Origin of the sequence: Streptomyces violaceusniger Tu 4113, from assembly GCF_000147815.2 — a bacterium.
Lineage (GTDB): Bacteria > Actinomycetota > Actinomycetes > Streptomycetales > Streptomycetaceae > Streptomyces > Streptomyces violaceusniger_A.
The window spans coordinates 10,486,079-10,512,435 of sequence record NC_015957.1; the positions used below are offsets into that span (position 1 = coordinate 10,486,079).

Below are 26,357 nucleotides of genomic sequence, written 5' to 3' on the forward strand. Positions count from 1 at the left end.
GCCGCTGCCTCAAGCAGGGCTCAGCCCGCGCTCCCGTACATCCGGTCACCCGCGTCGCCGAGCCCGGGCACGATGTACCCCTGCTCGTTGAGCCGCTCGTCGATGGACGAGGTGACCACCGTCACCGGCGCGCCCGCCAGCTCGCGCTCCATGAGCTCGACACCCTGCGGCGCCGCCAGCAGACACAGCGCGGTCACGTCGTCGGCGCCCCGCGATATCAGCTCCCTGATCGCCGCGACCAGCGTCCCGCCGGTGGCGAGCATCGGGTCCAGGACGTAGACCTGACGGCCGGAGAGGTCCTCGGGCATCCGGGTGGCGTAGGTGGACGCCTGGAGCGTCTCCTCGTCACGGATCATGCCGAGGAAGCCGACCTCCGCGGTGGGCAGCAGCCGCACCATGCCGTCGAGCATCCCGAGACCGGCCCGCAGGATCGGCACGACCATGGGGCGCGGATGGGACAGCCGCACTCCGGTCGTGGCCGTCACCGGGGTCTCGATGTCGACCTGCTCGGTGCGCACATCGCGCGTGGCCTCGTACGCGAGCAGGGTCACCAGCTCGTCGGCGAGCCGCCGGAAGGTGGGGGAGTCGGTGCGCTTGTCGCGCAGCGTGGTGAGTTTGTGCGCCACCAGCGGGTGGTCGACGACGTGGGTCCGCATGGCAACGACACTAACCGAGCCTCCGGAGCCCGGCTGCCGCCGGTGACCCCGTCCGCCCCCTCCGTGCGCCTCCCCCGCGCTCAACCGTCTGCCGCCGCACTGGAATCAAACCGCTGTTTCGGGGGAAAGTGGGCAGCAGCGCCCGGGGTGCCCCCGGGCGACACCTCGGCCCCGAGGAGTGATTGACCATGGCCGACGCGACCGCGAAGGAAACCTCCGCGGAACGCCGCCGCCGTCGCGACCGCTTCCTGCGCGCGCTGAACGAGGCCAGAGCGGTGCGGAACCGGGTGCGTCCCCGCCAGGCCCGCGCGGCCCGGATGCGCCGGGCGATACACATGCGGACCTTTTCCTGGTGATCCCTGGTGGGCTTCCACCGAACCGCCGGAGGGGGTTTCCGCGCGTTTCGATTCCGTCCGCGTGAGCCACATCTCTTTGGACTGGTGCACGACGCAGCGTGGAAGACCTCTCGCGACGCGACGGTTTCTGCCACGATTCCGATTGGGGTGGGACACTGTCCCGCCCGCCCCCGGCACGCCTATGACCAGTGGGAGAGTCACGGTGTACTTCGCCGCATTGCTCGCGCGCACCGCAGAAGGGTGGGAAGCGAGCGACACAGAGCTCGATGACGTGGAAACCCTGACGGATCTGATCGAACTGGCCCGTCTGGCCTCCAAGGACGACGACACGGTTTTGGCCTTCATCGAGCACGAAGACGCGTGGTTCGGCGTCGTCCGTGTGGACGGCGAGGACGACCCGCACATCTACGTATCGGACGCGGCAGCGGCCGCCCGCACCTCGTACGGCACGATGCTCACCGACGAGCTGCTCGGCCGGGACCCCGACGACGATCTGGACAGCCTGGTCGACCTGGACGGCACCGAGGACGGCGAGCCGGACCGGGACGACGAGGACGCGGACGACGCCCCGGTCCCGCTCGGCCCGCTCGGCGACGCCGACATCCTGGCCGACTACGGCATGGACGAGAAGGAGCTGAAGTCTCTCGACGGGGACGCCCTCGAATCGATCGCCGAGATGCTGGGCTGCAGCATGGAGGGGCTGGAGGCGGTGCGCTGACCGCCGCAGCCATGCCACCCGCCCCGTCACCGCACTGATCCAAGTGATCCACACGAATCGCGAACCGAACCGATCCGCATGAACCGATCCACACTGACGTCATGACCGATCCGCTGACCGGCCTCCTGCCCGGCCCCGAACCCGACCCCCTGCGCGATCCCTGGCGCGCCCCGATGCGCCTGGCGCTGGAGGAGGCGGTACGGGCACCCGAGACGGGAGATGTGCCGGTCGGCGCCGTCGTGCTGGGCCCGGACGGCTCGGTACTCGGCCGCGGCCGCAACGAGCGCGAGGCCCACGGCGACCCCACGGCCCACGCCGAGGTCCTCGCCCTCCGAGCCGCCGCCCACCACCTCGGCGGCTGGCGGCTGACCGGCTGCACCCTGGTGGTCACCCTGGAGCCGTGCACGATGTGCGCCGGCGCGATCGTCCTGTCCCGCCTGAACCGGCTGGTCTACGGCGCCGTGGACGAGAAGGCCGGCGCGGTCGGCTCCCTCTGGGACGTCGTCCGCGACCGCCGCCTCAACCACCGCCCCGAGGTCATCGCGGGCGTCCTGGCGGAGGCGTGCGCGGCCCCCCTGACCGCCTTCTTCCGCAAGTCCTGACCCCTGCGCCCGGCCCCGTCCCGGCCCCGTCCCGGAACCGATTTCGGTTCCCGGCCACCCGTCCGCTAGGCTCTCTCTCGGTAGCGTGTCCGAGCGGCCGAAGGAGCGCGCCTCGAAAGCGCGTGAGGGGGCAACTCCTCCGTGGGTTCAAATCCCACCGCTACCGCTCTCACACCCCTCTGAACTGCGGAATCGCAGGGCAGAGGGGTGTTTTGCGGGTGGATGTGTCCACCAGTCGTGTGGACACGTCCCGGCACGTGAGCCCCGCGTGACCCCAGCCGACCTGCCGAAACGGCCGTCGATGACGGGGCCTGCTGTGGGAACCCCGCCCCACCGACCCCGACGCCCGCCACGCCGTACAGCGCGGTTGTCGCTCGGCCCCGGACAACGCCTCCCGTCCGACGGGCTGTGATCCTCCGTCAGAGCCCCTGCGTGGTGCGGAAGAACTGGTCGATCTCCCGGCGGCCGGGGGCGGGTCGGGACAGGGGCTCGGAGCCGGGGGCCCGCAGCCCGTCCAGGAGGACGCCGATGTAGCGGTCGGCCAGGTCGGACACGGGTTCGTCATCCACCGTGTCGGCTGTGTGCCGCGGCGGGATGGAGTTCAGCATCAGGACGATGTCGTAGGCGTTGACGTCGTCGCGCAGGATGCCCGCCTGCTGGGTCCGGGTCACCAGGTCCTCCAAGGCGGCCAGGAGCTGGGTGCGGACGGCGACGAGTTCCGGTCCCGCTTCGGTGGCCCGCCCACGCGATACGGGGAAGAGCTGGCTGCTGCGCAGGCTCGTCATGTGGCGTACGACCCCGGTGAAGGCGGGCCAGGTGGCCGGTTCTCCGGCGAGGGCGCCCCGCACTTCGGCCAGGCTCTCCCGCATCACCTTGATCGCGATGCGTTCGACCAGCACGGCCTTGTTCGGGAAGTGGCGGTAGATCGTGCCCATGCCCAAGCCGGAGCGCTTCGCGACTTCCGCGATCGACGCCTGGTAGCCGAGGTCGGCGAAGACCTCCTGGGCGACGTCGAGGATGTGCTCGACGTTCTGGCGGGCGTCGGCGCGAAGTGGCCGGTCTGCGGGGGGCGTGGCTGGGCTCATGTGATCCCGATGTTAGCCTGCGATGGCGTAACCGGAAATTGAATTTCCGGTTAGCTGCTGCTGTGCCGCATCCCCTTGAGGAGGCCCTCACATGACCGTCTCGGCAGACCCCCACACCGATTTCCCCGTCGGCTTCCGCGGCCGGGTGCTGCGCCCGGGCGACAACCGCTACGACGCCGCACGGGCCCTGTACCAAGGCCGCGCCGCTGACGAGGGGCCCGCGCTGATCGCGCAGTGCGCCGACGAGGACGACGTCGCGACCGTCCTGCGCTACGCCTCCGCCCGCCGCATCCCGGTCGCCGTACGCGGCGGGGGACACGGCTCCGACGAATACGCGATGCCGGGCGGCGCCCTGGTCGTCGACCTCTCGCCGATGAAGGCGATCGCCGTCGACCCCGTGACCCGGGTGGTACGGGCCCAGCCGGGCGTCCTGCTCGGTGAGCTGGACGCCGCCGCCCAGCGGCACGGCCTGGCCGTACCCGCCGGGACGGTCAGCACCACCGGGGTGGCCGGCCTGACCCTGGGCGGCGGGATCGGCCACCTGATGCGCCGCTACGGCGCCACCGTCGACAACCTGCTGGCCTGCGACATGGTCACCGTGGACGGACGCAAGGTCCGCGCCGACGCGACCGAGAACCCGGAACTGTTCTGGGCGCTGCGCGGCGGGGGCGGAAACTTCGGGGTCGTCACCGCATTCGAGTACCGCGCGCACCCGGTCGGGCCGGACGTCGTGGCCGGTCAGTTGATCGTCGGCTTCGACCGGGCCGCCGACGTCCTCGGCCGGCTCCCCGCGCACATGGCCACCGCCCCGCGCGAGCTGGGCCTGCTCACCGCGATCACCCTGGCCCCCGCGCCGACGCTGCCCGAGGAAGTGCACGGCAAGCCGGTCCTCGTCCTCGTCCCCGTCTACACCGGCGACCTCGGCAAGGCCGACGAGGCCATCGCCCCGCTCGCCGCACTCGCCCGCCCGCTGGCCAACCTGGTCACCCCGATGCCGTGGCTGCGGGCGAACAGCCTCTTGGACGCCATCGCTCCGCACGGCAAGCGGATGAACTCAACGGGCGGCTACCTTCCGGCCCTGTCCGCCGATGCCATCGACGCCCTCCTGACCCATGGGTCCTCCGCACCCCCCAACCCCGGCGCTGCCACCACGATCAACCTGTGGTGCATGGGCGGCGCGATCTCCCAGGACACCGCCGAGGACGAGACCGCGTTCTCCCGCGAGGGCGCCGCCTGGCTGTGGGAAGCGATCGCCATGTGGGACACGCCCGAGCAGGACTCGCCATACGCGCAATGGGCGACAGCCGTCGACGCCGCCCTGCGACCCCACTCCCTGACCAACGGCTACACCAACCTCACCGACGACCTGGGCGAGGAATGGCGCCGAGGAGTCCACGGAAGCCAGGCCAAGCACCAGCGGCTGCGGGCTGTCAAGGCCGCCTGGGACCCCGACAACCTGCTCCGCTTCAACAAGAACATCGCCCCCGCGAACACCGAGTCCGCCCGAGCAGCATGACCACGCCGAGGACGAGCGTGGCCGCGACGGCCGCCTGGGTATGCAGCGGCCGATCCGCACGGCCGAGCAGCAGCCTGATCGTCCTGGTCAGGAACGCGGGCAGGACCATGGTCACCATGCTGTCGCCGGACGGTGCGCGGAGCGCGCCCGGCGTCCGTTCGGTTGCGCCGAACGGACGCCGTTACTACGGCGGAGCCAGGGCGGCCCTGGCGGTCAGGGGCCGGACGGGGGCGGCTGCTGCGGGGGTTGCTGCTGGTTGGGGTCGGGCTGCTGCTGTGGCTGGTCCTGCGGGGGCTGGTTCGGCGGCGGCTGGTTCGGCGGGGGCTGGTTCGGCGGGGGCTGGTTCGGCGGGGGCTGGTTCGGGGGCGGCGGGGGCGGGGGCTGGTTCGGGGGCGGTTGGTTCGGCGGGGGCTGGTTGGGCGGCGGCTGGTTCGGGGGCGGCGGGGGCGGGGGCTGCGGCTGCTGCTGGCCCGGATCCGTGGGCTGATCCTGGGGCTGCTGCTGGCCCGGGTCGGAGGGCTGGTCCTGCGGCTGGGGCTGCTGCTGCCCCGGGTCGGAGGGCTGATCCTGCGGCTGCTGCTGACCCGGGTCCGTGGGCTGGTCCTGCGGCTGCTGCTGCCCCGGGTCGGAGGGCTGATCCTGCGGCTGCTGCTGACCCGGGTCCGTGGGCTGGTCCTGCGGCTGCTGGCCCGGATCCGACGGCTGGTCGGAGGGCTGGTCGGAGGGCTGCGACTGCTGCGAGGGGGTCCCGGACGGGCGATCGGTCTCCAGCGGGGTGAACCGGTCGGACGGCTTCAGGCTGATCTTCGGCGCTTCCCGCAGGCGCGGGGCGTGCTGCTCGCCCGGCATCGCCAGGGTGGACGGGTAGTCGGCCCGTGCCAGCACGGTGTCGCGCGGGTTCCCGCTGCCGTCGCCGTCGCCGAGCGGGCGCTTCAGGAGCTCGGTTTTGCCGATGCCCACCAGGACGAGGTGCTTGACGTTCTTCGTGGCCGGCCGGATGACGGTCACCGTGGTCCGGGAGAAACCGTTCCACTGGGGCCCGGTGAAGGTCGGCTTGGCGTTGCGCGGCGGGGCCGAGACCCGCACGGGATTTCCGGAGTCGCACTTCACGACGGGCGCGCCGTGCTCATCGACGAAAACCGCCGTTCCGGCCTGGAGGACGGCGGACACCGGCTTCACCCCGCCGCGGTAGCCGTAGGTCTTCGCGTAGGTGTCGGAGCGCAGAGTGGCGCTCGTGAGCCGCTGGACGAAACCGGGGATGTCGTCCGGGCTGATGTTCTGGACCCGGCTCCAGGCCGCGCCCTTCTTCTTGTCGGCGTCGAGGTCGTGGGTCAGTCCCTGCCGGTCGCAGGGCTGCCGGTTCCGGACGCCGGCGTAGAGACCGGGGGTGTCGCCGCGGAAGGCCCGGCCTCCGTTGGAGGGCGAGACCACGTGTTTGCGGTCATGGCCGGCGGAGGAGGTGAACGCGGGGACGGACGTCTTTCCGACGGGTTCGCGCCGGTATTCGACCGTCGAGGCGAATCGGGGGGCTTCCCCGGAAGCCTCTCTGGAAGCTTTCCCGGAGGCCTTTTCGGAGGAGGAGACCATCCCAAGGACCACCACGACGGCCACCACGACGACGAAACCGACGAAGAGTGCTGAGCGACGTGAGGTGAGGTGCCATGAGATCGAGCGCATTTCCCTCTCCTTCCCTTACCTCGCTCCCCATCCTGCGCTCGCCCCGCACGCCCCCGCTTCCCCCGAAACCCCGACATCTCACCCCACTTTTGGGGGACTTGGCCCGTGTTTGGCCGCCGCCGCTCGCAGAACCGCCCCCGGTCCGGTGGCCCGGACCGGGGGCGGTCGCTACCCCTCGCGGTCTGTGTGCGGCGCCCCCTCCGACCATGTCGGATGTTCGCCGCGTATCTAGACTAAACGGACCTGCTCCAGTTGGCAGGGGAACGGACCGGAAAACGGACGGCAGCCGAGGAGGACCCGGATGAGCGGCGCTGTCGTGGCGGGGGTCGACGGATCGCAGCGCAGCCTTACGGCGGCCGAATGGGCCGCGCGGGAGGCGGCTCGGCGCGGGCGCGTGCTGCGGCTGGTGCACGCCAGTCCGCCGCTGCCGCGCAGGGTCTCGCCGGTGCCCGGGGCGGACGCCTGGCAGTACGTGGGCGAGCAGATGCTCGGGCAGACGGTCGCCGACTTCCGGGCGCGCGATCCGGACCTCGAGATCGAAGGGGAGCACACCGCCGCCGAACCGGCCGAGGCACTGCTCACGGCCGCCGCGGGCGCCGGGCTGCTGGTGGTCGGGGCCCGGGGCTGGGGAGGCTTCGACGGGCTGGCGGTGGGCTCCGTGGCGCTGCGGGTGGCGGCGATGGCCCAGTGCCCGGTCGTCACGGTCCCGGAGGCGCGGTGTACGGGCGACGGATGGGACGGTGCGCATACGGACGAGGTGCAGCTCGGCTTCGACGCGCATGCCCCGGCACAGGCACCGGCCGACTTCGCGTTCCGCGCCGCCCAGGAGCGGGGCGTGCCGCTGCGGGTCGTGCATGCGTGGGCGCTGCCCCCGGCCTCCCCGTCGGCCTGGATGCTCACGGTGCTGGAGGAGGACCGCGCGATGTGGGAGGACCAGGAGAGCCAGGTGGTCTCCGACGCCCTGCGGCCGTGGCGGGAGAGATATCCGGAGGTCACGGTGGTGCCGGACGTCATTCTGCTCAATCCGGCGGAGGCGCTGGTGAGGGCCTCGGAGCGGGCCGGGCTGCTGGTGATCGGGCGCCGTGCGGCCACCCGGCCGACCGAGCTGCGGCTGGGGCCGGTCGCCCATCCCGTACTGCACCACGCCCACTGCCCGGTGGCGGTCGTGCCGCATCCCGCGCTCTGAGCGCTCAGCCGAAGAACACCCCGAATTCGGAGTAGAGCGCGGGGTCGACGGTCTTGGTGCCCGCCGTGGCCTCCGCGAGCGGTATGCGCACGATGTCCGTGCCGCGCAGCGCCACCATCGTGCCGAAGTCCTGGTCCTTGACGGTGTCGATCGCGCGCAGCCCGAAGCGGGTGGCCAGCCAGCGGTCGAAGGCGCTGGGCGTGCCACCGCGCTGGATATGGCCCAGGACCGTGGTGCGGGCCTCCTTGCCGGTGCGATCGGCGATCTCATGGGCCAGCCACTCGCCGATACCGGACAGCCGGACATGGCCGAACTCGTCCAGGCTGGAGTCCTTGACCACCATCTGCCCCTTCTTCGGCACGGCCCCCTCCGCGACCACCACGATCGGTGCGTACCTGATCTTGAAGCGGTTCTCCACCCAGGCGCAGACCTGGCCGATGTCGAAGGGCTGCTCGGGGATGAGGATGACGTTGGCCCCGCCCGCGATGCCCGAGTGCAGCGCGATCCAGCCGGCGTGCCGCCCCATCACCTCGACCACCAGGGCGCGGGTGTGGGATTCGGCGGTGGTGTGCAGCCGGTCGATCGCCTCGGTGGCGATATTGACGGCGGTGTCGAAGCCGAAGGTGTAGTCGGTGCCGGCCACGTCGTTGTCGATCGTCTTGGGCACCCCGACCACTTGGATGCCCTCGCCGCCCAGTGCCGCGGCGACTCCGAGCGTGTCCTCGCCGCCGATCGCGATGAGCGCGTCCACCTCGTACTCGGCGAGGGTCTCCCGCACTCGGCCGACGCCGTCCTCGCTGGCCAGGGGGTTGGTCCGGGAGGAGCCGAGGATGGTGCCGCCGCGCGGCAGGATGCCGCGCACGGCCGGGACGTCCAGCGGCACGATGGCTCCTTCGAGCACGCCGCGCCAGCCGTCCCGCACGCCGACGAACTCGAAGCCGTGCACCTCCACGCCCTTTCGGACGATGCCGCGGATCGCGGCGTTGAGCCCGGGGCAGTCACCGCCGCCGGTCAGCACACCGACACGCATCTCCGCTCCCTCCGCCGACACCCCGAGCCGCTGCCGCCGCTCCTTCTGCCGCCACTGGTGTTGCCTGGTGTCACTCCCTCTTTCTCCAGAATCCACCCATTTGTAGCGCGGCGCCCACACCGGCGAAGGACCGTTTCCACAACACCGGTCTGTTCATCCGACTGATGCGACTGATGCGCCAGAGGTGTGGATAGACTCTCGCGACTGCACAGGGGCACAGCGGGAGAGGCAGCACAGATGGCCCAGGCGAAGAAAATCGTGCTCTATATGCTGATCGTCTTCGTGCTGTACACGATCATCAAGACGCCGGCCAGGGCGGCCGACCTCGTCCAGGTCGGCTTCGAGGGCATATCGGACGCCGCCACGAGCGTCGGCGACTTCATGACGGAACTGACCAAATAGCCTCGATCCACCCCGCTCCCACCTCTCGAACTGCAACCCCATTTAGCCCCTTATTTGGCGATTCCTCCACCAACACGTGGTAAAGCGGTGCTTGCACACAGTGCACATGTCTTGTGATGCTATGACCGCTTTTGCCGGGTGAGTAACTGTGAAGGGGTGGCGTGACCGTGTCGGCCCGTACCGCGCCCAGAACCCCGCCCCAGAGCGATGGCGGCAGCGAAAGCGGCAGAAGCCGCGGGGCTGACGCCAGAGCGCTCACCCAGGTGCTCTTCGCCGAGCTCTCGGGCCTCACCCCGGGAACCCCCGAGCACACCCGTGTGCGCGCCGCGCTGATCGAGGCCAATCTGCCGCTGGTCCGCTACGCCGCGGCCCGCTTCCGCAGCCGCAACGAACCCATGGAGGACGTGATCCAGGTCGGCACCATCGGCCTGATCAACGCGATCGACCGGTTCGACCCGGACCGCGGGGTGCAGTTCCCGACGTTCGCCATGCCGACCGTAGTCGGCGAGATCAAGCGCTACTTCCGCGACAACGTCCGCACCGTCCATGTGCCGCGCCGGCTGCATGAGCTGTGGGTGCAGGTCAACGGCGCGACCGAGGACCTGACCGTGCTGCACGGCCGCTCCCCGACGACGGCCGAGATCGCCGAACGGCTCAAGCTGAGCGAGGAGGAGGTGCTCGCCTGTATCGAGGCGGGCCGCTCCTATCACGCCACTTCCCTTGAGGCCGCCCAGGAGGGCGACGGACTGCCCGGGCTGGTCGACCGGCTCGGTTACGAGGATCCGGCGCTCGCCGGAGTCGAGCACCGCGATCTGGTGCGCCATCTCCTCGTACAACTGCCCGAGCGCGAGCAGCGTATCCTTTTGCTGCGTTACTACAGCAATCTGACGCAATCTCAGATCAGCGCCGAGCTCGGCGTCTCGCAGATGCATGTGTCCCGGCTGCTGTCCCGCAGCTTCGCCAGGCTGAGGTCCGCAAATCGGATCGAGTCCTGATCCTTGCGAGGGACCTGCGCCCCGGCACCTCAAGGCTGTAATGTCGACTTGGCGCTACAGCGTGTTGCCGACATGTGACATTCTGCAGGAACCGCGTTTGACGGGGCCCGACCTCCGGTATTCAGGGGGAGGCTGCGTCGGACGCCAACCGCGCAGCTGGGATCCGTCCGCGACCTCTAGGGGGTGGCATGTCCGTAGAACTGGGCAGCTCGAAGGTGCTCAACAACGATGCACCGCTCATGCCTGACGACTGCGACGCCATCGACACCCGCACCCTCTCCCGCTCCCTCTTCCTGCGGCTCGCCACACTCGACAAGGACAGTGCGGAAGCCGGCTACGTCCGTGACACCCTCATCGAGCTGAACCTCCCGCTCGTCCGCTACGCGGCGGCCCGGTTCCGCAGCCGTAACGAGCCGATGGAGGACATCGTCCAGGTCGGCACCATCGGCCTGATCAAGGCGATCGACCGCTTCGACTGCGAACGGGGTGTGGAGTTCCCGACGTTCGCCATGCCGACCGTCGTGGGCGAGATCAAGCGGTTCTTCCGTGACACCAGTTGGTCGGTGCGGGTCCCGCGGCGGCTGCAGGAGCTGCGGCTGGCGCTCACCAAGGCCAGTGACGAGCTGTCCCAGAGGCTCGACCGCTCCCCCACCGTCCCCGAGCTCGCCACGGCGCTGGGCGTCTCGGAGGAGGACGTGGTCGACGGGCTCGCGGTGGGCAATGCCTACACGGCCAGCTCGCTGGACTCCCCGTCCCCCGAGGACGACGGCGGCGAGGGGTCGCTCGCCGACCGGCTGGGGTACGAGGACAGCGCCCTGGAGGGCGTGGAGTACCGCGAGTCGCTCAAGCCCCTGCTGGCCAAACTGCCGCCGCGCGAGCGCCAGATCATCATGCTGCGCTTCTTCGCCAATATGACGCAGTCGCAAATCGGCGAAGAGGTCGGGATCTCCCAGATGCATGTCTCCCGGCTGCTCACCCGGACCCTGGCCCAGTTGCGCGAGGGCCTGATCTCGGACTGAGCCGGACCGGCCGGTCGCCCTGTCGGATCCCTGTACACCTGACGGGCCGTCAGACACACTGGCCCGATGCGATACGCATCGAGCCGGACAACCGGCCGCCGAGGCACGGCACTCGCCTCCTCGGCGGCCGCGCTGTGCCTGGGGGCCCTGCTCAGCGGCTGCGGCGCAGGCGGCGACGGCTATGTCGCCGCCGGGGCGGCCGGGCCCGACGGCCAGCGGAGCGCGAAGGCCCTACCGCCCAAGGGCGGCGTCGACCTGGTGCCCCTGGACGAGGACGGCACAGGGGACGATCGCGACGGTAAGAGCGGCACGGACGGGAAGCGCGATCGGGGCGCGTCCGGCCCCACCGCCACCGGGGACGGCAGAACGGACGGACCGGCCTCCCGGGCGCCCTTGGCATCGCCACCGGCCCCCGGGCGTACGGACGGCCCGGGCGGTGGGAAGGGCGGCTCCGGGACCCCGGGGCGTACGGACGACGGCCCCAAGGGCGACGACGGGCCCAAAGGCAACGGACCCAATGGCGACGGGCCGGGCGAGCCCTCGCCCTCCGGACCCGGCTCGGACCCCTCGGGCCCCTCCGGCTCCCCCACGCCCACCGGTCCGGCCGTCCTCGAAGTCGGCAAGCCGGAGCGCACGGCGACCGATGAGCGCTGGTGCGAGAAGGTGAAGGTCGAGTTCCACAACACCGGAGGATCCGCTGTCGCCTCGGGCACCGTCACCTTCTCGACGCATGTGATCGACCTCCTCGGCATCGACTGGGCGACGCTCAAGTCCGAGGAAGAGCTGCCCGCGCCGATCGGCGCGGGTCAGAAGAAGGAGAAGACCTGGACGGTGTGCGTGGACGACTGGCGGGTGCCGTTGGGCATGCATATCGAGACCAGGGACGTCTCGGTCACCTGGAAGCCGTAAGGCCGGCCCGGCAGCCGTAAGGTCCAGCGGGAGCTCATGCCCCCGCTGGAAGCGTCAGGGTTTCGGGGCTCAGCCCAGCGCCAGCCAGGCCACCGCGGCGACGATCACGACCGCCGCGATCACGCCGACGATCAGACCGACGCGCGAACCGCCGCTCGATCCGGTGGACGCCTGAGGCTGTCGCGTGCCCTCGTCGACGAAGGCGCGGAACATCTGAGTGGAACCGGACGGGTCCTGGTTGCCGTTGGGGCTCTGGGGGTTGTTCGCCATGGGCCCCGACCCTAGCGAACGAGCGGATTCCGGGACACCCCCGGGTCTCAGCGGCACCGCACGCCTCAGCCACCCCACTTGACCGACTCCAGAACGACTCTTTAACGGCAATTTACCGCCCAGACCGCCCTTTCATTTGCCTGTTGCAACTAACTTCTTCTATGGTTGCCTTAAGCAACTGACCAATCCCTCTGGGGGTGCCGTGGCCACACAGCGCCACTACGAGGAGCTGGCCCGGCAGCTCAGCGCCATCGGCACCGTCAAGCGCGGGCTCGGGCGCGTCCTGCCGGCCGACTGCCCATCGGGCGCCGCCATCGTCCTGATGCTCCTCGACCGCTACGGCGAGATGCGCATGAGCAAGCTCGCCGAGCTGCTCGACATCGACATGTCGGTGACCAGCCGGCATGTGGCACATGTCGCGGACCGCGGTTGGGTGGACCGCAAGGCCGACCCGCTCGACCGGCGGTCGCGGCTGCTGACCATCAACGCCAGCGGACAAACCCTGCTCGGCCAGGTGTCCGAGCGCTACACGGACGCGCTCGCCAACTGTCTGAGCGACTGGTCGGACGAGGACGTCGACCACCTCAACGAACTTCTCGACCGATTGCGGAGGAGTTTCGGGGACACGCGTTCCCGGGCCCTGCCGCATCAGGCCGAGACCAGCATCACCCGTACGCCTTCGCAACGTTAAGGAACTTCATGGCAACGACCACACCGGACGGCGGTGTGCGGGGACCCGCGGGGCACCCCGCCCACGCCAAGCACGGCGGAGGAGGACACCGGGCCCATCAGGGCCACGACGCGGACTCCTCGACGCCGATGACCCACCGGCAGATCATGGAGGCGCTCTCCGGGCTGCTGCTGGGGATGTTCGTCGCGATCCTGTCGTCGACGATCGTCTCCAACGCGCTGCCCGAGATCATCGCCGATCTCCACGGCGGCCAGTCCGCCTACACCTGGGTCGTCACCGCCACCCTGCTGGCCATGACCGCCGCCACCCCGCTGTGGGGCAAGCTCTCCGATCTGTTCAGCAAGAAGCTGCTGGTCCAGATAGCCCTGCTGATCTTTGTCGCGGGCTCCGTGGTGGCCGGTCTGTCGCAGAACCCCGGCATGCTGATCGCCTGCCGTGTGGTGCAGGGCGTCGGCGTCGGCGGTCTGTCCGCCCTGGCCCAGGTCGTCATGGCGGCGATGATCTCCCCGCGTGAGCGCGGCCGGTACAGCGGCTACCTCGGCGCGACCTTCGCCGTGGCGACCGTCGGCGGTCCGCTGCTGGGCGGCGTGATCACCGACACCTCCTGGCTGGGCTGGCGCTGGTGCTTCTACGTCGGCGTTCCGTTCGCCGTCATCGCGCTGATCGTGCTGCAGAAGACCCTGAAGCTCCCGGTGGTCAAGCGGGACGTCAAGGTCGACTGGACCGGCGCCTTCTTCATCAGCGCGGCGGTCTCGCTGCTGCTGCTCTGGGTGACCTTCGCGGGCGACAAGTACGACTGGATCTCGTGGCAGACCTACGCGATGGTCGGCGGTTCGATCGCGCTCGGCCTGATCTTCATCCTGATCGAGTCCAAGGCGCGCGAGGCCGATCATCCCGCTGCGGCTGTTCCGCAACAAGACGATCACCCTTGCCTCGCTGGCGTCGCTCTTCGTCGGTATCGCGATGTTCTCCGGCACCGTCTTCTTCAGCCAGTACTTCCAGCTTGCACGGGGTGAGACGCCCACCATGTCGGGCGTCATGACCATCCCGATGATCGGTGGCCTGTTCATCTCCTCGACCGTTTCCGGTCAGGTCATCACCAAGACCGGTCGCTGGAAGGCATGGCTGGTCATCGGTGGTGTGCTGGTGACGGCGGGCCTCGGACTGCTGGGCACCATCCGGTACGACACCCCGTACTGGCACATGGCGATCTACATGGCGCTCATGGGCCTCGGCATCGGCATGATGATGCAGAACCTGGTTCTGGCCACCCAGAACCAGGTGGCCCCGCAGGACCTGGGCGCGGCCAGTGCCGTCGTCACCTTCTTCCGCTCCCTGGGCGGTGCGGTGGGCGTCTCGGCGCTCGGCGCGGTGCTCGCCAACCGCGTCACCCACTACGTCAAGGACGGCCTGGCCGGACTCGGCCCCAAGGGCGCCGCGCTGAGCCACGCCGGCACCGGCGGCGGTGGCATCCCCGACGTCAAGGCGATGCCCGAGCCGATGCGCACGATCATGGAGAGCGCCTACGGCCACGGTGTCGGGAACGTCTTCCTCTTCGCCGCCCCGGCCGCGCTGCTCGGCCTTCTGCTGACCCTGTTCATCAAGGAGGTCGCCCTGAAGACCAACTCCGGCTCCCAGCAGTCCGCCGCGGCCACCTCGGACGCCCCGGCCACCGACGCCACCCCGGCCGACGCGATGGCGGCCACGGCCGCCGCCGGCCAGGTCGCCGACCTCGAGCCCGCGCTCGTGGGCGCCCCGGCCGCCGGGATGCCCGAGCCGGACTCGGGCGGTGCCCTCGCGGCCACCGCCCCGCAGCGCCTGGCGGCCTTCGCCTCCGCCGGGGGCGACGGCGCGGACCATCAGCCCCGGCAGGGTGTGCACGGCTTCGTGCGGAACGCGGACGGCGGCCCCGTCGCCCGCGCCGCGGTGACGCTGATCTCGCTCGCCGGACGGCAGCTTGGCCGCTCGGTGGCGCACCCCGACGGCTCGTACGCCCTGGACGCGCCGAGCTCCGGCTCGTACGTCCTGATCGCGGCGGCCGACGGCCACCAGCCGCAGGCGTCCACGATCGTGGTCGGGGACGACCCGCTCGGCTTCGACATCGTTCTGTCGGGCACCAGCGGTCTGGTGGGCACCGTGCGCGGCGCCGCCGACGGCCGTCCGGTCGACGCGGCGATGGTCGTGGTCACCGATGTCCGCGGCGAGGTGCTGGCCACCGGGAAGACCGGTGAGCAGGGCGACTTCGGCTTCGAGGAACTGGTCTCCGGGACCTTCACGCTCGCGGTGAACGCGCCGGGCTACCGGCCCGCGGCCCTCCCCGTCGAGGTAAGCGCCCAGGGTCTGACCCGGGTGGAGATAGCCCTGCAGGCCGGTGCCCGGGTGCAGGGCATAGTCCGGGCCGGTGCCGACCGGCGCCCACTGCCGGACGCGCGGGTCACCCTGGTGGACGCGGCCGGGAACGTGGTCGCCACCTCCACCACCGGTGAGGACGGCGCGTACGCCTTCACCGACCTGGACGCGGGCGACTACACGGTCATCGCGAGCGGCTACCCGCCGGTCGCGGGGGCGCTGACGGTCTCCGGGCCCGGCGTCGACGGCCACGACGTCGAGCTCGCCCACCCGGGCGAGTGACGGAACTCCGGGCCCGGGGCGCGTAAGAGCGGAGACGCGCCCCGGGCCCGGTCCGGGTGGCGGATTTTTCCGCCGGTCCTGGAACCCGGATCCCGGCGGCGGTGTAGTGAAGGCAGGGGACGGCCTTACACCGCCGCCCGGATCCGGCGCACCAGCACGACGTACCCGGCGAACGCGCCGAGCACGACCAGCTCGACGAGTACCACGAACACGACCAGCAACACCAGCACGACCAGCAGCACGAGCAGCACGAGCAACACGAGCGACACCCGAGCGGGAGCGAAACGCGGCATGACGACCACAGGAGCAGGAGCAGGCGGGGGAGCGGGACTGCGGGCCCGGATCCACACCCGCGACGGCTGGGCGGTCCAGCACGCGGTGCTGACCGTCACGGATATGACGGGCGCGCAGGTGCTGCGCGCGCAGGCCAACGGGGACGGCGCCGTGCGGACCGACGAGCCGCTGTCGCCGGGGCCGTACACGATCATCGCCACCGCCGTCGGCTATGCCCCGGTCGCGTCCACGGCGATCGTCACCGCCTCCGGGCGGGCCGACGTGGGCACGGTGGTGCTGGCACGTCAGGGCGGGGTAGAACTTCCCCCGCCCGGTGTGTGGACGCTCGACCCGGCGCATTCGACGGTGGCCGCGGTCGCCCAGCATCTGGGGATCTCCAGCGTGCACGGCCGGTTCACGGAGTTCGGCGGGCGGATCGAGGTCGGCGAGGACATCGAGAAGTCGCGCGTCGAGGCGGTCATCCAGGCGGCCAGCATCGACACCGGCAACTCCATGCGGGACGGCCATCTGAAGTCGCCCGACTTCCTCAATGTGGAGGCGTTCCCGCAGCTGACGTACCGGAGCACGCATCTGAGCGCGGCCGGGGCCGACCGCTGGACGGTCCATGGCGAGCTGTCGATGCACGGCGTCGTCCGGGACGTGGACCTGGACCTGACGTACCTGGGGACGGGCCCCGACCCCTGGGGCGGGGTGCGGGCGGCCTTCCGGGCCATCGCCGAGCTGCGCCGCGAGGACTTCGCGATGAACTACAACCAGGTGGTCGCGGCGGGCATCGCGGCGATCGGCACGACCCTGCGGGTGGAGCTGGACATACAGGCGGTGCAGGGCGAGGAGCTCCCGACGGCCTGACCGCTCGGGGCAGGCTGACCGGTCGGGCTCTGACCGCGCCGGCGGCCCGACCGCGCCGCAGTCTGACCGCCCCGCGGCCTGACCGGTCGGCGCCCTGACCGTCCGGGGGCCGATGTCCCGGCGCCCGACCGGTCAGCGCCCAGCCCGCCCGGCGGCCAGACCGTTCCGGCGGCCAGACCGTTCCGGCGGCCGATGTCCCGGGCGGCACCCCGGCCCGCCGGGCACGCGCGTCATCGACGGCTCCGTACAGCGTGAGCAGATCCGCGGCACCCCGGCCCGCCCGGCACGCGCATCGTCGATGACTCCGTACAGCGTGAGCAGATCCGCACCCCGGCCCGCCCGGCACGCGCTACCGGTCGCGCAGGGCTTCGATACCGGCGATCGCGAGGTCCAGGGCGAAGGTGAAGTCGCGGTCCCGCATCTCCTCGACCGTATTGCCGCCCCGAGCCTTCATGATCTTCCGCGACTCGTCGAACTCCATCCGGTCCGCGACCGAGCTCATCGTCTCGTGGAACAGCTCGTCCTGGGTGAGTCCCGCCGCCCGGCAGCGGGCGGCGAAGCGGCCCTCGATCGTGCCGAAGCCGTAGACGAACTGGTAGACGAGGGACAGCGCGCTGGTGATCTTGTCGTCCGGCAGTCCGCTGTTGCGCATCACGGCCAGCGCGGCGTTGCTGAAGACCACCGCGTTGGGCCCGATGTTGAGGTACTCCCCCAGCAGCGCCGGCAGCCAGGAGTGGCGGACCATCACCTGCCGGTACTCGGCGGCGAGCTGGCGCAGTTGCTCACGCCAGTTCCGCGGCTCGGCCGGGGAGTGCTCCTGGCCCTCGACGGGCCCGACCGCCTCCATGGGCAGCGCTATCTCGCCCATCGCGGCGTCGAGGGCGAGTTCGAGCAGGTGGTCCTTGGTCTCCACGTACCAGTAGACCGACATCGCGGTCACGCCGAGCTCCGCCGCGAGCCGCCGCATCGAGAAGCCCGACAGACCCTCGGCGTCCAGCAGCCGCATCGTCGCCGCGACGATCTTCACATGGTCGAGCCCGACGGGCTGCTGATCGCCCTTGCGCTTGGGGGCCTTGCGTTCGGAGAGCCAGACGCTGGACCGCGGGCGGACGGTACGGCTGCCGGTTGCCATGGCGGCGCCTCTCTTTCTCCGATGCGCTGGCACCACGTGTCCCGGGACTCGGCACAGGGCACCTCACTCCCTGCAGATGCTATGCCGCCGGGGCCTCCTGTGAAGATCGTTCGGCCCTGCTGAGCAGGAGCGCGGCCAGCAGCCCGCCGGCCAGCACGGCCGCCGCGCCGACGAGCTGGCTGGTCTCCAGGCCCGAGGAGAAGGCGTCCGTGACGGCCGCCCGGTCCCCGGGGGTACGGGCCGCGGCGAGGGCGGCCGGGAGCGAGCCGGCTCCGGCGGCGGCCGCGGGCAGCAGCGAGCTGAAGCGGGAGTTGAGCACGGCGCCGAGGACGGCGACCCCGAGCCCGTTGCCGAACTCGGTGAGGGTGCCGTTGACGCCCGCGCCCACCCCCGCCTTCTCCGGCGGGATGGCCGACATGATGGCGTTCGCCATCGCGGGCATGGCGAGCGCGATCCCGGTCCCCATCACCACCAGCCCCAGCAGCAGTCCGCCGTAGCCGTCCGCGCCGAGGACCGCGATGAGCGCGAGGCCGACCGCGAGCAGCCCCATACCGCTGACGATCGTCAGTGGCGTCCCGAGCTTCGGCAGCAGCCGGGCGCCGACCCCGGTGAGGTTCAGCGCCACGATCACCAGCGCGAGCGGCGCGGTGCGCAGCCCCGCGTCCAGCGCGTCGTAGCCGAGCACGAACTGCAGATGCTGGGTGAGCAGGAAGAGCGAACCGCCCATGCCGAAGGCGACGAGGATGCCGCCCGCGACGGCGCCCACGAAGCGGCGGTCCCTGAAGAAGTGCATGTCCAGCATCGGATACGGAATATGACGCTCCCACAGCGCGAAACCGGTCAGCACCACGACCCCGATGAAGGCGGACAGCAGCACCCGGACCGAGGTCCAGCCGTGTTCGGGCCCGGCGATGATCGCGTAGACGACCCCGGTCATACCGATGGTGGAGAGCACCGCGCCCAGCAGATCGGGCCGGTCGCCGACCGGGTCCTTGGACTCGGGCACCAGCCAGATCACGGCGATCAGCCCGAGCAGCGCGACCGGGATGTTGATCAGGAAGATCGAGCCCCACCAGAAGTGCTCCAGCAGCGAGCCGCCGATCAGCGGCCCCGCGGCGATGCCGAGCGAGCTGACCGCGCCCCACAGGCCGATCGCCTTGGTCCGCTCGGCCGCGTCGAAGATCTGCACCACGACGGCGAGCGTCGTGGTCATCAGCAGCGCTCCGCCGATCCCCATGCCCGCGCGGGCGGTGATGAGCTGGCCGGCCCCCTGCGCCAGCGACGCGAACAGCGAGCCGATCCCGAACAGGGCCAGCCCCGCGACCAGCATCTTCTTACGGCCGTAGCGGTCAGCGGCATTGCCCGCGGTGAGCAGCAGCCCCGACTGGACCAGCGAATAGGCGCTGATCATCCACTGGATCTCGGCGGTGCTCGCGTCCATCTCCCGGGCGAGGGAGGGGACCGCGACATTGAGGATCGTGTTGTCCAGCAACACGGTGAGCTGGGCGAGGCAGATCACGGCGAGGATCAGCCAGCGCTGTGGATGACCACCCGGGGACTGGCCGGGTGGGGCGGAGGCGGCGTCGGCGGTCGAGACCGTCATGGGGACTCCAGGCAGGGCTTCTACGGTGTATGACGACGTGGTTGCGCTATACACCGTACAAGCACCGCTGTACGGCGTACAGCGAATTATCGTCCACGCGCCGCACGCGCGTACGGGCCGGCGACCAGGGGGAAACCCGGCCACCGGCCCGTACGTACGGGACTCGAGCGTCAGTCGGAGGACTTGGAAGACGCCGAGGACGCCGACGACTTCGAGGACTTCTGTGTCAGGTCATAGAGCGTGGTGCTGCCCACGGTGACCTTCTTGTAGGTGGCCTCGATCCAGGAGGTGATCTGGGACGAGGCCCCCTGGCCACCGCCCGGCCCGCCGCCCATACCGGTGCCCGAGGAGATGAAGTAGTGGATCTTGCCCTGCTTCACATACTCCTTGAACTGGGCGAGCGTCGGGGACGGGTCGCTGCCGTTGAAGCCGCCGATGGCCATCACGGGCTTCTGGGTGGCGAGTTGATAGCTCGCGGCGTTCTGGGAACCGATCGCCGCGGCCGCCCAGGTGTAGTCGTCGGCGTTCCTCTCCAGCTTCGACTCCGTCTTGGCATCGACCTGCTGACCGTCGAGCAGTCCGCCCATGCCGCCGCCGCGCCGGCCGCCCTCGCCCATGCCGCCACCGGGCAGCATGCCCGGGCGGCCGTTCTGCCCCTGGCCCTGACCCTGGGCGTTGCCCTTACCGTTCTGCGGAGACTGGCCGCCGCCCGGGAAACCCCCGCCGGGGAAGCCATTCTGACCGCCCGGCTGACCGCCGCCGGTGCCCCCGCCCGGCACGCCCTGCCGACCGCCCTGCCCCTGGCCCTGTTGGGCCTGGCCACCCTGCTGATTGCCCTGGCCTTGGCCCTGCCCCTGCTGGCCCGCGCCCTGGCGTCCGTTCTGCGTCCCCGGGCCGCCCATCCGGCCGCCGCCCGGGAAGCCGCCACCGGGGCCGCCCATACCGCCCGCCACCGACGGACCTGCCGTCACGATGGAGCCGCGCTTCGGGGTGTCCACCGTGTTGAGCGTGTACGCGACCGGCCCGGCCAGCCCCGCCGCGAGGCCGAGGCCCGCCGCGGCCAGCGCCGCCTTCCGGCCGAGGCGCGCCGGCAGCAGCAGCCCGGCCGCCGCCGCGAGCCCGCCGATCAGCACCGCCCAGCGCAGCCAGGGGTACCAGTCCGCCGACCGCCCCAGCAGGACGTACGACATATAGGCGGTGACCGCGACCGTGACGGCCAGCACCGCCGAGGCCGCCGACCCGGCCCGCCCGCCTTCGTTCCGCCGCTCCCACAGCAGCGCCGCGCCCATGCCCACGACCGCCGCGATATAGGGCGCCAGGGCAATGTTGTAGTACTGGTGGAAGATCCCGGACATGAAGCTGAAGGTGGCGAACGTCATCAGCAGCGCCCCGCCCCACACCAGGAAGGCCGCGCGCCGGGTGTCGGTGCGCCCCGCCCGCCAGGTCAGCCAGATACCGGCCGCCAGCAGGATGAACGCCGCGGGCAGCAGCCAGGCGATCTGACCGCCCATGTCGGAGCCGAAGAGCCGGTCGATCCCGGTCTCGCCCCACCCGCCGCCACCGCCACCGCCGCCACCCCGGCCGCCCCCGCCGACGCTGCCGGTCTCATTGCCGTTGATCCGGCCCAGACCGTTGTAGCCGAAGGTCAGCTCCAGGAAGCTGTTGTGCTGCGAACCGCCGATGTACGGACGCGAGGACGCCGGCCACAGCTCGACGATCGCGACCCACCAGCCGCCGGAGACCACCATCGCGAGCCCCGCGAGCAGCAGTTGCCCGATCCGCCGGCCGAACTTCGCCGGGGCGCACACCGCGTACACCACCACGAGCGGCGGCAGGATCAGCCACGCCTGGAGAGTCTTGGTGAGGAAGCCGAGGCCGAAGCAGACCCCCGCGAGCAGCAGCCACTTGGTGCGGGCGTCCTCCAGCGCGCGCAGCACGCAGTAGACCGCCGAGACCATCAGCAGACACAGCAGCGCGTCGGGGTTGTTGAAGCGGAACATCAGCGCCGCGACCGGGGTGACCGCGAGCGCCGCGCCCGCGATAAGCCCGGCGGCCGCGCTGAACCTGCGGCGTACGGCCGCGTACAGCACCCCGACCGTCGCGACGCCCATCAGCGCCTCGGGGACGAGGACCGCCCAGGAGGAGAGGCCGAAGAGCCGCACCGACAGGGCCATCGGCCACAGCGCGGCCGGGGGCTTGTCGACGGTGATGGAGTTCGCGGCGTCGGAGGAGCCGAAGAAGAACGCCTTCCAGCTCTCGCTGCCCGCCTGCACGGCGGCCGAGTAGAACTGGTTGGCGTAGCCGGACGCGCCCAGGCTCCAGAGGTAGAGCACGGTGGTCACGGCCAGCAGGGCCCACAGGGCGGGCCGCGCCCAGCGCGGGTCCTCCGGCCGTCCCCGCCAGGCCCGCGTCAGGCGCGAGCCGCCGGTGGCCTGTGGCCGCGCCGCCTGCCGCCCGTCCGGGGCCGCCGGGCCTGCCGGGGTCGTCGAAGCCACCGGGCTTGCCGAAGCCGCCAGGGGCTGTGGAGGCTGCGGGGCCGCCGGGGGCTGCGAGGGCGGCGGTCCGACGTCCCGGGTGCCGTGGTCGTACGTCGTCATCGGTTGTCGTTCCTCAAGTCGTCGGTGGTGGCCCCGCTGTCCGACGGGAAGACCCAGGCCCGGAAGAGCAGGAAGCGCAGAACGGTCGCGGCGAGGTTCGCCGCGATCAGCACGGCCAGTTCGGTGCCGTGCGAGGCGGTGCCGGGGGCGGCGTCCAGAGCGGCGAGGGAGCCGCTGGTCAGCACGAGGCCGATGCCGAAGACGACCAGCCCCTGGGCCTGGTGGCGCATCGCGCGGTCCCGGCCGCGTACCCCGAAGGTGAGCCTCCGGTTGGCCGCGGTGTTGCCGAGCGCCGACAGCAGCAGCGCCAGCGCGTTGGCCATCTGCGGGCCGGTGCCCAGCCGGAAGAGGGAGTACAGCAGCAGATAGACCAGCGTGCTCAGGGCGCCGACCACACAGAACCCGACGAGTTGGCGGGCCAGGCCCTTCGGCACCCCGCTCAGCTCGCGGTCGCGCGGATCGTCGCCGAACGGGCGGCGCACCCGGTCCAGCGGCAGCCCACCGGTGGCCAGCGCACGCCCCACCCGCCACACGCCCCTGAGGTCCTCCGTGGCCGTCTTCACGAGGTGGACCGTGCTGTTGGGGTCGTCGACCCAGTCCACCGGCACCTCATGGATGCGCAGCCCGGCCCGCTCGGCGAGCACCAGCATCTCGGTGTCGAAGAACCACCCGGTGTCCTCGACCAACGGCAGCAGCCGCTCCGCGACGTCCTTACGGATCGCCTTGAAACCGCACTGGGCGTCGGAGAAGCGGGCGGCCAGGCTGCCGCGCAGGATCAGGTTGTACGCCCGCGAGATGAACTCCCGCTTGGGCCCGCGCACCACGCGTGAGCTGCGCGCCAGCCGCGATCCGATCGCCAGGTCGGAGTGACCGGAGATCAGCGGGGCGACCAGCGGCAGCAGTGCCTTGAGGTCCGTGGACAGATCGACGTCCATATAGGCGAGCACGGGCGCCTCGGACAGCGACCACACGGTGCGCAGCGCCCGCCCGCGCCCCTTCTGCTCCAGCCGGACCGCCGTCACCTCCTCGATGGACTCGTCGAGGTGGGCCGCGAGCTCGGGCGTGCGGTCCGTGCTGGCGTTGTCGGCGATGGTGATCCGGAAGCCGTACGGGAAGGTGCGGGCCAGATGGTCGTGGAGCCGTCGCACACACCGCTCGAGGTCCGCTTCCTCGTTGTAGACGGGGATGACGACGTCCAGCACCGGACGGCCGAGCTCGGCCATCACCGGCCCGCGCACGGGCAAGGTCTGCAGGGGTGTCTCGGGCGGAGCCCCGAGAGGGGTGTCGGTTCGCATGAGGTCGACAGTCGCGAGCCGCGCTGTCACGGCTGTGTGGTCAGCCTGTGGCCTGCCTGTGAGTCCGTTACAGCCTGGTGAACGCCTTGGTGAACGCCCCGGTGGACGGGCAGGTGGACCGGCAGGTGGACGCCGAACACGGTGCGCCCGGGAACGCTGTCCACCGTCACCTGCCCGTCGTGCGCGGCCACGACCGCGTGCACGATGGCCAGGCCGAGCCCCGTACTGCCCGCGCCGCGGGAGCGCGAGGCGTCGCCGCGTGCGAACCGTTCGAAGACATGCGGCAGCAGCTCGGGCGGGATGCCCGGACCGTCGTCCTCGATCTCCAGCGAGACGTACGAGGGCGGCTGGGGCGGGCCGAAGGCCCCGGTGGCCACGGCGGCGCGGGCGGCCGCGTAGGGCGATCCGTACAGCGATCCGTACGGCGGGGCATACGGCGAGCCGCCGCCCTTACGGTGCCCACGGGGGCCACCGGTCCCGGGGGCCCCGGGGGACACCCCGCCGGAAACCCCGTAGGACAGGCCGTACGGCGCCCCGTAGGACAGGCCGTACGGCGCCGGATACGGCGAGGGGCACGGCGACGCCTGCGGCCCGCCCCACAGCACCCGCGCCGTGACCGTGGTACCGGCCGGGGTGTGGGTACGCGCGTTGGCGAGCAGGTTGACCAGCACCTGGTGCAGCCGGGCGTCGTCACCGTGGACGACCGTGGGTTCATCGGGCAGCTCCAGCCGCCACTCGTGGTCCGAGCCGACCGCCCGCGCATCGCTGACGGCGTCGACGACCAGCGGGGACAGATCGACCTCCGCATATTCCAGGGGCCGGCCCGCGTCGAGCCGGGCCAGCAGCAGCAGATCCTCGACCAGCCCCGTCATCCGCCCGGCCTCGGACTCGACTCGGCCGAGGGCATGCCGGGTGTCTGGCCCGATCTCCTCCCGGCCGCGCCGGGTCAGCTCGGCGTAGCCGCGGATCGAGGCGAGCGGCGTACGGAGCTCATGGCTGGCGTCGGCGACGAACTGCCGCACCCGCGTCTCGCTCTCCTGGCGGGCCGCGAGCGCCGACTCCACATGGCCGAGCATGCGGTTGAGCGCCGCGCCCACCTGGCCGACCTCGGTACGCGGATCGGCCTCCGAGGCCGGGACGCGCTCGCGCAGCGCCACCTCCCCGCTGTGCAGGGGGAGTTCGGAGACCCGGGTCGCGGTCGCGGCCACCCGGCGCAGCGGGCGCAGCGAGATGCCGACCATCGCGGCCCCGGCGATCCCGGCCGCTACCAGCCCGGCCGCGGCCACGCAGAACTCCACGAGGATGAGGGTGTTGACCGTCTCCTGGGTCTGGCCGAGCGGGAAGGCGAGGATGATGCCGCCTTCCCGGTGGTCCCACTGGGCCACGGCCCGATAGCCGCCGAGGCCGGGCAGATCGATGGTGTGCACCTGTCCGTCCAGGGGGACGGCCGCGAGCGCCTTCCGCTGTCCGCTGGTCAGGGAGTCCACCCGGCCCTCGACATCCATGTCGTTCGTCATGGGCGAGTCATTGCTCTTGCCGGACCTGGAGATCTCGCCGTCCTGGCCGATACGCGCCCCCACCGTGCCGATGGGCTGACCGGGCGAGGCGACGAAGAGCACATCGTCCCGGGGGAGTTCGCGCGCCGGGCCCGGCTTGTTCAGGAACCGCCCGACCGATGCGCGCAGATCGTCGTCCACCTGGCCCTGGAGGTACGACTGCAGGGCGAGGGTCGTGACCGTGCCGATCACCGCGCAGACGACCGCGATCAGCGCGACGGCCGAGACGACCAGGCGGGTGCGCAGGGACCAGGGGCGGCGCCCGCCCCGCTGAGCGCGCCGGGCGTGCGCCCGCCCCTGCGCCGCTCCGGCGCTCCGGGGCGGCCCGGGGGCGGGAGGCGCCTCGGGGGCGCCGGGCGGCCCGGGGACGGCAGACGTCTCACGGACACCGGGCGCCTCAGGGACACGAGGCGCGTCAGGGACACCAGGCGGCTCAGGGACACCAGGCGGCTCAGGGACCCCGGACGGCCGGATCGGGGGGTGCGCCACGGTGCTACTCCCCGGGCTTGATCAGATACCCGGCGCCACGCCGGGTGTGGATCATCGGGCTGCGCCCCGCGTCGATCTTGCGCCGTAGATACGAGATGTAGAGCTCGACGACGTTGGCCTGGCCGCCGAAGTCATAGCTCCAGACCCGGTCGAGGATCTGCGCCTTGCTGAGCACCCGGCGCGGATTGCGCATGAGATAGCGCAGCAGCTCGAACTCGGTCGCGGTGAGATGGATCTCCCGGCCGCCGCGCGACACCTCATGGCTGTCCTCGTCGAGGATCAGATCGCCGACGGCCAGCACCGACTCGCTGCGCGCGGCCGCCGCCCCCGACCTGCGCAGCAGGCCCCGCAACCGGGCGACGACCTCCTCCAGGCTGAACGGCTTGGTGACGTAGTCGTCGCCGCCCGCCGTCAGCCCCGCGATCCGGTCCTCCACCGCGTCCCGCGCGGTCAGGAACAGCACCGGGATATCGGGCAGTTCGCGGCGCAGCCGCCCCAGCACCGTGAGCCCGTCCATATCGGGCAGCATGACGTCCAGGACCACCGCGTCCGGGCGCAGCTCACGGGTGATCCGGATCGCCTCCGCGCCGTCGCCCGCGGTGCGCACCTCCCAGCCCTCGTAGCGCAGTGCCATCGACAGCAGATCGGCGAGCGCCGACTCGTCGTCCACGACCAGCACCCGGACGGGGCTCCCGTCGGGGCGTAGCAGCTCGGTACGCCCATGGGGCGAGGTCGGCATCATGGGCCCCACCCTCCGGGCGGGTCCTGAGAGGTCGCTTTCGGCTACCTGTGAATTACC

At 71.4% G+C, this 26,357-nt stretch carries 25 protein-coding genes and 1 tRNA gene; 14 read left to right on the forward strand and 12 right to left on the reverse strand.

The window, feature by feature from the left end; all coding sequences use genetic code 11:
* Nucleotides 1-20: 20 nt before the first annotated feature.
* Nucleotides 21-656, reverse strand: a complete 636-nt coding sequence (gene upp / locus STRVI_RS42905) for a uracil phosphoribosyltransferase (RefSeq protein WP_014061827.1) — start codon at nucleotides 654-656, stop codon at nucleotides 21-23.
* A gap of 188 nt (nucleotides 657-844) precedes the next feature.
* Here upp and STRVI_RS53200 point away from each other — a divergent pair, with 188 nt between their 5' ends.
* The 4 genes from STRVI_RS53200 (at nucleotide 845) to STRVI_RS42920 (ending at nucleotide 2,498) form a co-directional block, all read left to right on the forward strand.
* A complete protein-coding gene (locus STRVI_RS53200) occupies nucleotides 845-1,012 on the forward strand; it encodes a hypothetical protein (RefSeq protein ID WP_014061828.1) in 168 nt (55 codons plus the stop codon).
* 181 nt (nucleotides 1,013-1,193) lie between these two features.
* Nucleotides 1,194-1,730, forward strand: coding sequence for a tRNA adenosine deaminase-associated protein (locus STRVI_RS42910; RefSeq protein WP_106685808.1), 537 nt, complete (start codon nucleotides 1,194-1,196; stop codon nucleotides 1,728-1,730).
* A 101-nt stretch (nucleotides 1,731-1,831) separates the two neighbouring features.
* A complete protein-coding gene (gene tadA, locus STRVI_RS42915; RefSeq protein WP_014061830.1) occupies nucleotides 1,832-2,332 on the forward strand; it encodes a tRNA adenosine(34) deaminase TadA in 501 nt (166 codons plus the stop codon).
* 79 nt (nucleotides 2,333-2,411) lie between these two features.
* A tRNA-Ser gene (locus tag STRVI_RS42920) sits at nucleotides 2,412-2,498 on the forward strand.
* A gap of 253 nt (nucleotides 2,499-2,751) precedes the next feature.
* Here the strand turns inward: STRVI_RS42920 and STRVI_RS42925 are convergent.
* Nucleotides 2,752-3,417 carry a TetR/AcrR family transcriptional regulator gene (locus tag STRVI_RS42925; protein WP_014061831.1) on the reverse strand — a complete coding sequence of 222 codons (666 nt, stop codon included), beginning with the start codon at nucleotides 3,415-3,417 and terminating at the stop codon, nucleotides 2,752-2,754.
* Between the two features lie 91 nt (nucleotides 3,418-3,508).
* On the opposite strand from STRVI_RS42925, the gene STRVI_RS42930 reads away from it, so the two are divergent.
* On the forward strand, nucleotides 3,509-4,933 hold the full coding sequence (locus tag STRVI_RS42930) for an FAD-binding oxidoreductase (RefSeq protein ID WP_014061832.1): 1,425 nt from the start codon (nucleotides 3,509-3,511) through the stop codon (nucleotides 4,931-4,933).
* 213 nt (nucleotides 4,934-5,146) lie between these two features.
* Here the strand turns inward: STRVI_RS42930 and STRVI_RS52295 are convergent, their stop codons facing one another.
* Nucleotides 5,147-6,610 (reverse strand): DUF6777 domain-containing protein, encoded by a 1,464-nt coding sequence (locus STRVI_RS52295; RefSeq protein ID WP_014061833.1) that lies wholly within the window; start codon nucleotides 6,608-6,610, stop codon nucleotides 5,147-5,149.
* 301 nt (nucleotides 6,611-6,911) lie between these two features.
* Between STRVI_RS52295 and STRVI_RS42940 the strand changes: the two genes are divergently transcribed.
* On the forward strand, nucleotides 6,912-7,796 hold the full coding sequence (locus STRVI_RS42940; RefSeq protein WP_014061834.1) for a universal stress protein: 885 nt from the start codon (nucleotides 6,912-6,914) through the stop codon (nucleotides 7,794-7,796).
* Nucleotides 7,797-7,800: 4 nt separating this feature from the next.
* Here the strand turns inward: STRVI_RS42940 and STRVI_RS42945 are convergent, their stop codons facing one another.
* Nucleotides 7,801-8,826: a 6-phosphofructokinase gene (locus tag STRVI_RS42945; protein ID WP_014061835.1), complete on the reverse strand. Its 1,026-nt coding sequence runs from the start codon at nucleotides 8,824-8,826 to the stop codon at nucleotides 7,801-7,803.
* Nucleotides 8,827-9,063: 237 nt separating this feature from the next.
* Here STRVI_RS42945 and STRVI_RS53205 point away from each other — a divergent pair, with 237 nt between their 5' ends.
* The 4 genes from STRVI_RS53205 (at nucleotide 9,064) to STRVI_RS42960 (ending at nucleotide 12,151) form a co-directional block, all read left to right on the forward strand.
* Entirely contained in the window at nucleotides 9,064-9,228 is a 165-nt protein-coding gene (locus tag STRVI_RS53205) for a hypothetical protein (protein ID WP_014061836.1), read from the forward strand.
* Nucleotides 9,229-9,389: 161 nt separating this feature from the next.
* Entirely contained in the window at nucleotides 9,390-10,223 is an 834-nt protein-coding gene (locus STRVI_RS42950; RefSeq protein ID WP_014061837.1) for an RNA polymerase sigma factor SigF, read from the forward strand.
* Nucleotides 10,224-10,411: 188 nt separating this feature from the next.
* Entirely contained in the window at nucleotides 10,412-11,242 is an 831-nt protein-coding gene (locus STRVI_RS42955; protein ID WP_014061838.1) for an RNA polymerase sigma factor SigF, read from the forward strand.
* 66 nt (nucleotides 11,243-11,308) lie between these two features.
* Nucleotides 11,309-12,151: a hypothetical protein gene (locus STRVI_RS42960; RefSeq protein ID WP_014061839.1), complete on the forward strand. Its 843-nt coding sequence runs from the start codon at nucleotides 11,309-11,311 to the stop codon at nucleotides 12,149-12,151.
* 69 nt (nucleotides 12,152-12,220) lie between these two features.
* Here STRVI_RS42960 and STRVI_RS42965 read toward each other — a convergent pair whose 3' ends face one another.
* A complete protein-coding gene (locus STRVI_RS42965) occupies nucleotides 12,221-12,421 on the reverse strand; it encodes a hypothetical protein (protein WP_014061840.1) in 201 nt (66 codons plus the stop codon).
* A gap of 202 nt (nucleotides 12,422-12,623) precedes the next feature.
* Between STRVI_RS42965 and STRVI_RS42970 the strand changes: the two genes are divergently transcribed.
* The 3 genes from STRVI_RS42970 to STRVI_RS56585 are packed head-to-tail and all read left to right on the forward strand — an operon-like array spanning nucleotide 12,624 to nucleotide 15,743.
* Nucleotides 12,624-13,112 carry a MarR family winged helix-turn-helix transcriptional regulator gene (locus STRVI_RS42970; RefSeq protein WP_014061841.1) on the forward strand — a complete coding sequence of 163 codons (489 nt, stop codon included), beginning with the start codon at nucleotides 12,624-12,626 and terminating at the stop codon, nucleotides 13,110-13,112.
* Nucleotides 13,113-13,120: 8 nt separating this feature from the next.
* Nucleotides 13,121-14,128, forward strand: coding sequence for an MFS transporter (locus STRVI_RS56580; RefSeq protein ID WP_435532605.1), 1,008 nt, complete (start codon nucleotides 13,121-13,123; stop codon nucleotides 14,126-14,128).
* Nucleotides 14,049-15,743, forward strand: coding sequence for an MFS transporter (locus STRVI_RS56585; RefSeq protein ID WP_435532643.1), 1,695 nt, complete (start codon nucleotides 14,049-14,051; stop codon nucleotides 15,741-15,743). The genes STRVI_RS56580 and STRVI_RS56585 overlap by 80 nt, the downstream gene beginning before the upstream one ends.
* Nucleotides 15,744-15,868: 125 nt before the next feature.
* Here STRVI_RS56585 and STRVI_RS53210 read toward each other — a convergent pair whose 3' ends face one another.
* A complete protein-coding gene (locus STRVI_RS53210) occupies nucleotides 15,869-16,036 on the reverse strand; it encodes a hypothetical protein (RefSeq protein ID WP_167543264.1) in 168 nt (55 codons plus the stop codon).
* Between STRVI_RS53210 and STRVI_RS42980 the strand changes: the two genes are divergently transcribed.
* Entirely contained in the window at nucleotides 16,035-16,886 is an 852-nt protein-coding gene (locus tag STRVI_RS42980) for a YceI family protein (RefSeq protein ID WP_014061843.1), read from the forward strand. The genes STRVI_RS53210 and STRVI_RS42980 overlap by 2 nt on opposite strands.
* A 349-nt stretch (nucleotides 16,887-17,235) precedes the next feature.
* On the opposite strand, the gene STRVI_RS42985 is transcribed toward STRVI_RS42980, so the two are convergent.
* From STRVI_RS42985 to STRVI_RS43010, 6 genes are all read right to left on the reverse strand, one after another.
* Nucleotides 17,236-18,018: a TetR/AcrR family transcriptional regulator gene (locus tag STRVI_RS42985; RefSeq protein ID WP_014061844.1), complete on the reverse strand. Its 783-nt coding sequence runs from the start codon at nucleotides 18,016-18,018 to the stop codon at nucleotides 17,236-17,238.
* Between the two features lie 79 nt (nucleotides 18,019-18,097).
* Nucleotides 18,098-19,621, reverse strand: a complete 1,524-nt coding sequence (locus tag STRVI_RS42990) for an MFS transporter (RefSeq protein ID WP_014061845.1) — start codon at nucleotides 19,619-19,621, stop codon at nucleotides 18,098-18,100.
* 170 nt (nucleotides 19,622-19,791) lie between these two features.
* Entirely contained in the window at nucleotides 19,792-22,218 is a 2,427-nt protein-coding gene (locus tag STRVI_RS42995; protein ID WP_014061846.1) for a glycosyltransferase family 39 protein, read from the reverse strand.
* Nucleotides 22,215-23,513 carry a bifunctional glycosyltransferase family 2/GtrA family protein gene (locus STRVI_RS43000; RefSeq protein WP_050994134.1) on the reverse strand — a complete coding sequence of 433 codons (1,299 nt, stop codon included), beginning with the start codon at nucleotides 23,511-23,513 and terminating at the stop codon, nucleotides 22,215-22,217. The genes STRVI_RS42995 and STRVI_RS43000 overlap by 4 nt, the downstream gene beginning before the upstream one ends.
* A 26-nt stretch (nucleotides 23,514-23,539) precedes the next feature.
* On the reverse strand, nucleotides 23,540-25,303 hold the full coding sequence (locus STRVI_RS43005; protein ID WP_106686040.1) for a sensor histidine kinase: 1,764 nt from the start codon (nucleotides 25,301-25,303) through the stop codon (nucleotides 23,540-23,542).
* 259 nt (nucleotides 25,304-25,562) lie between these two features.
* Entirely contained in the window at nucleotides 25,563-26,300 is a 738-nt protein-coding gene (locus tag STRVI_RS43010; protein ID WP_014061849.1) for a response regulator transcription factor, read from the reverse strand.
* Nucleotides 26,301-26,357 lie beyond the last annotated feature (57 nt).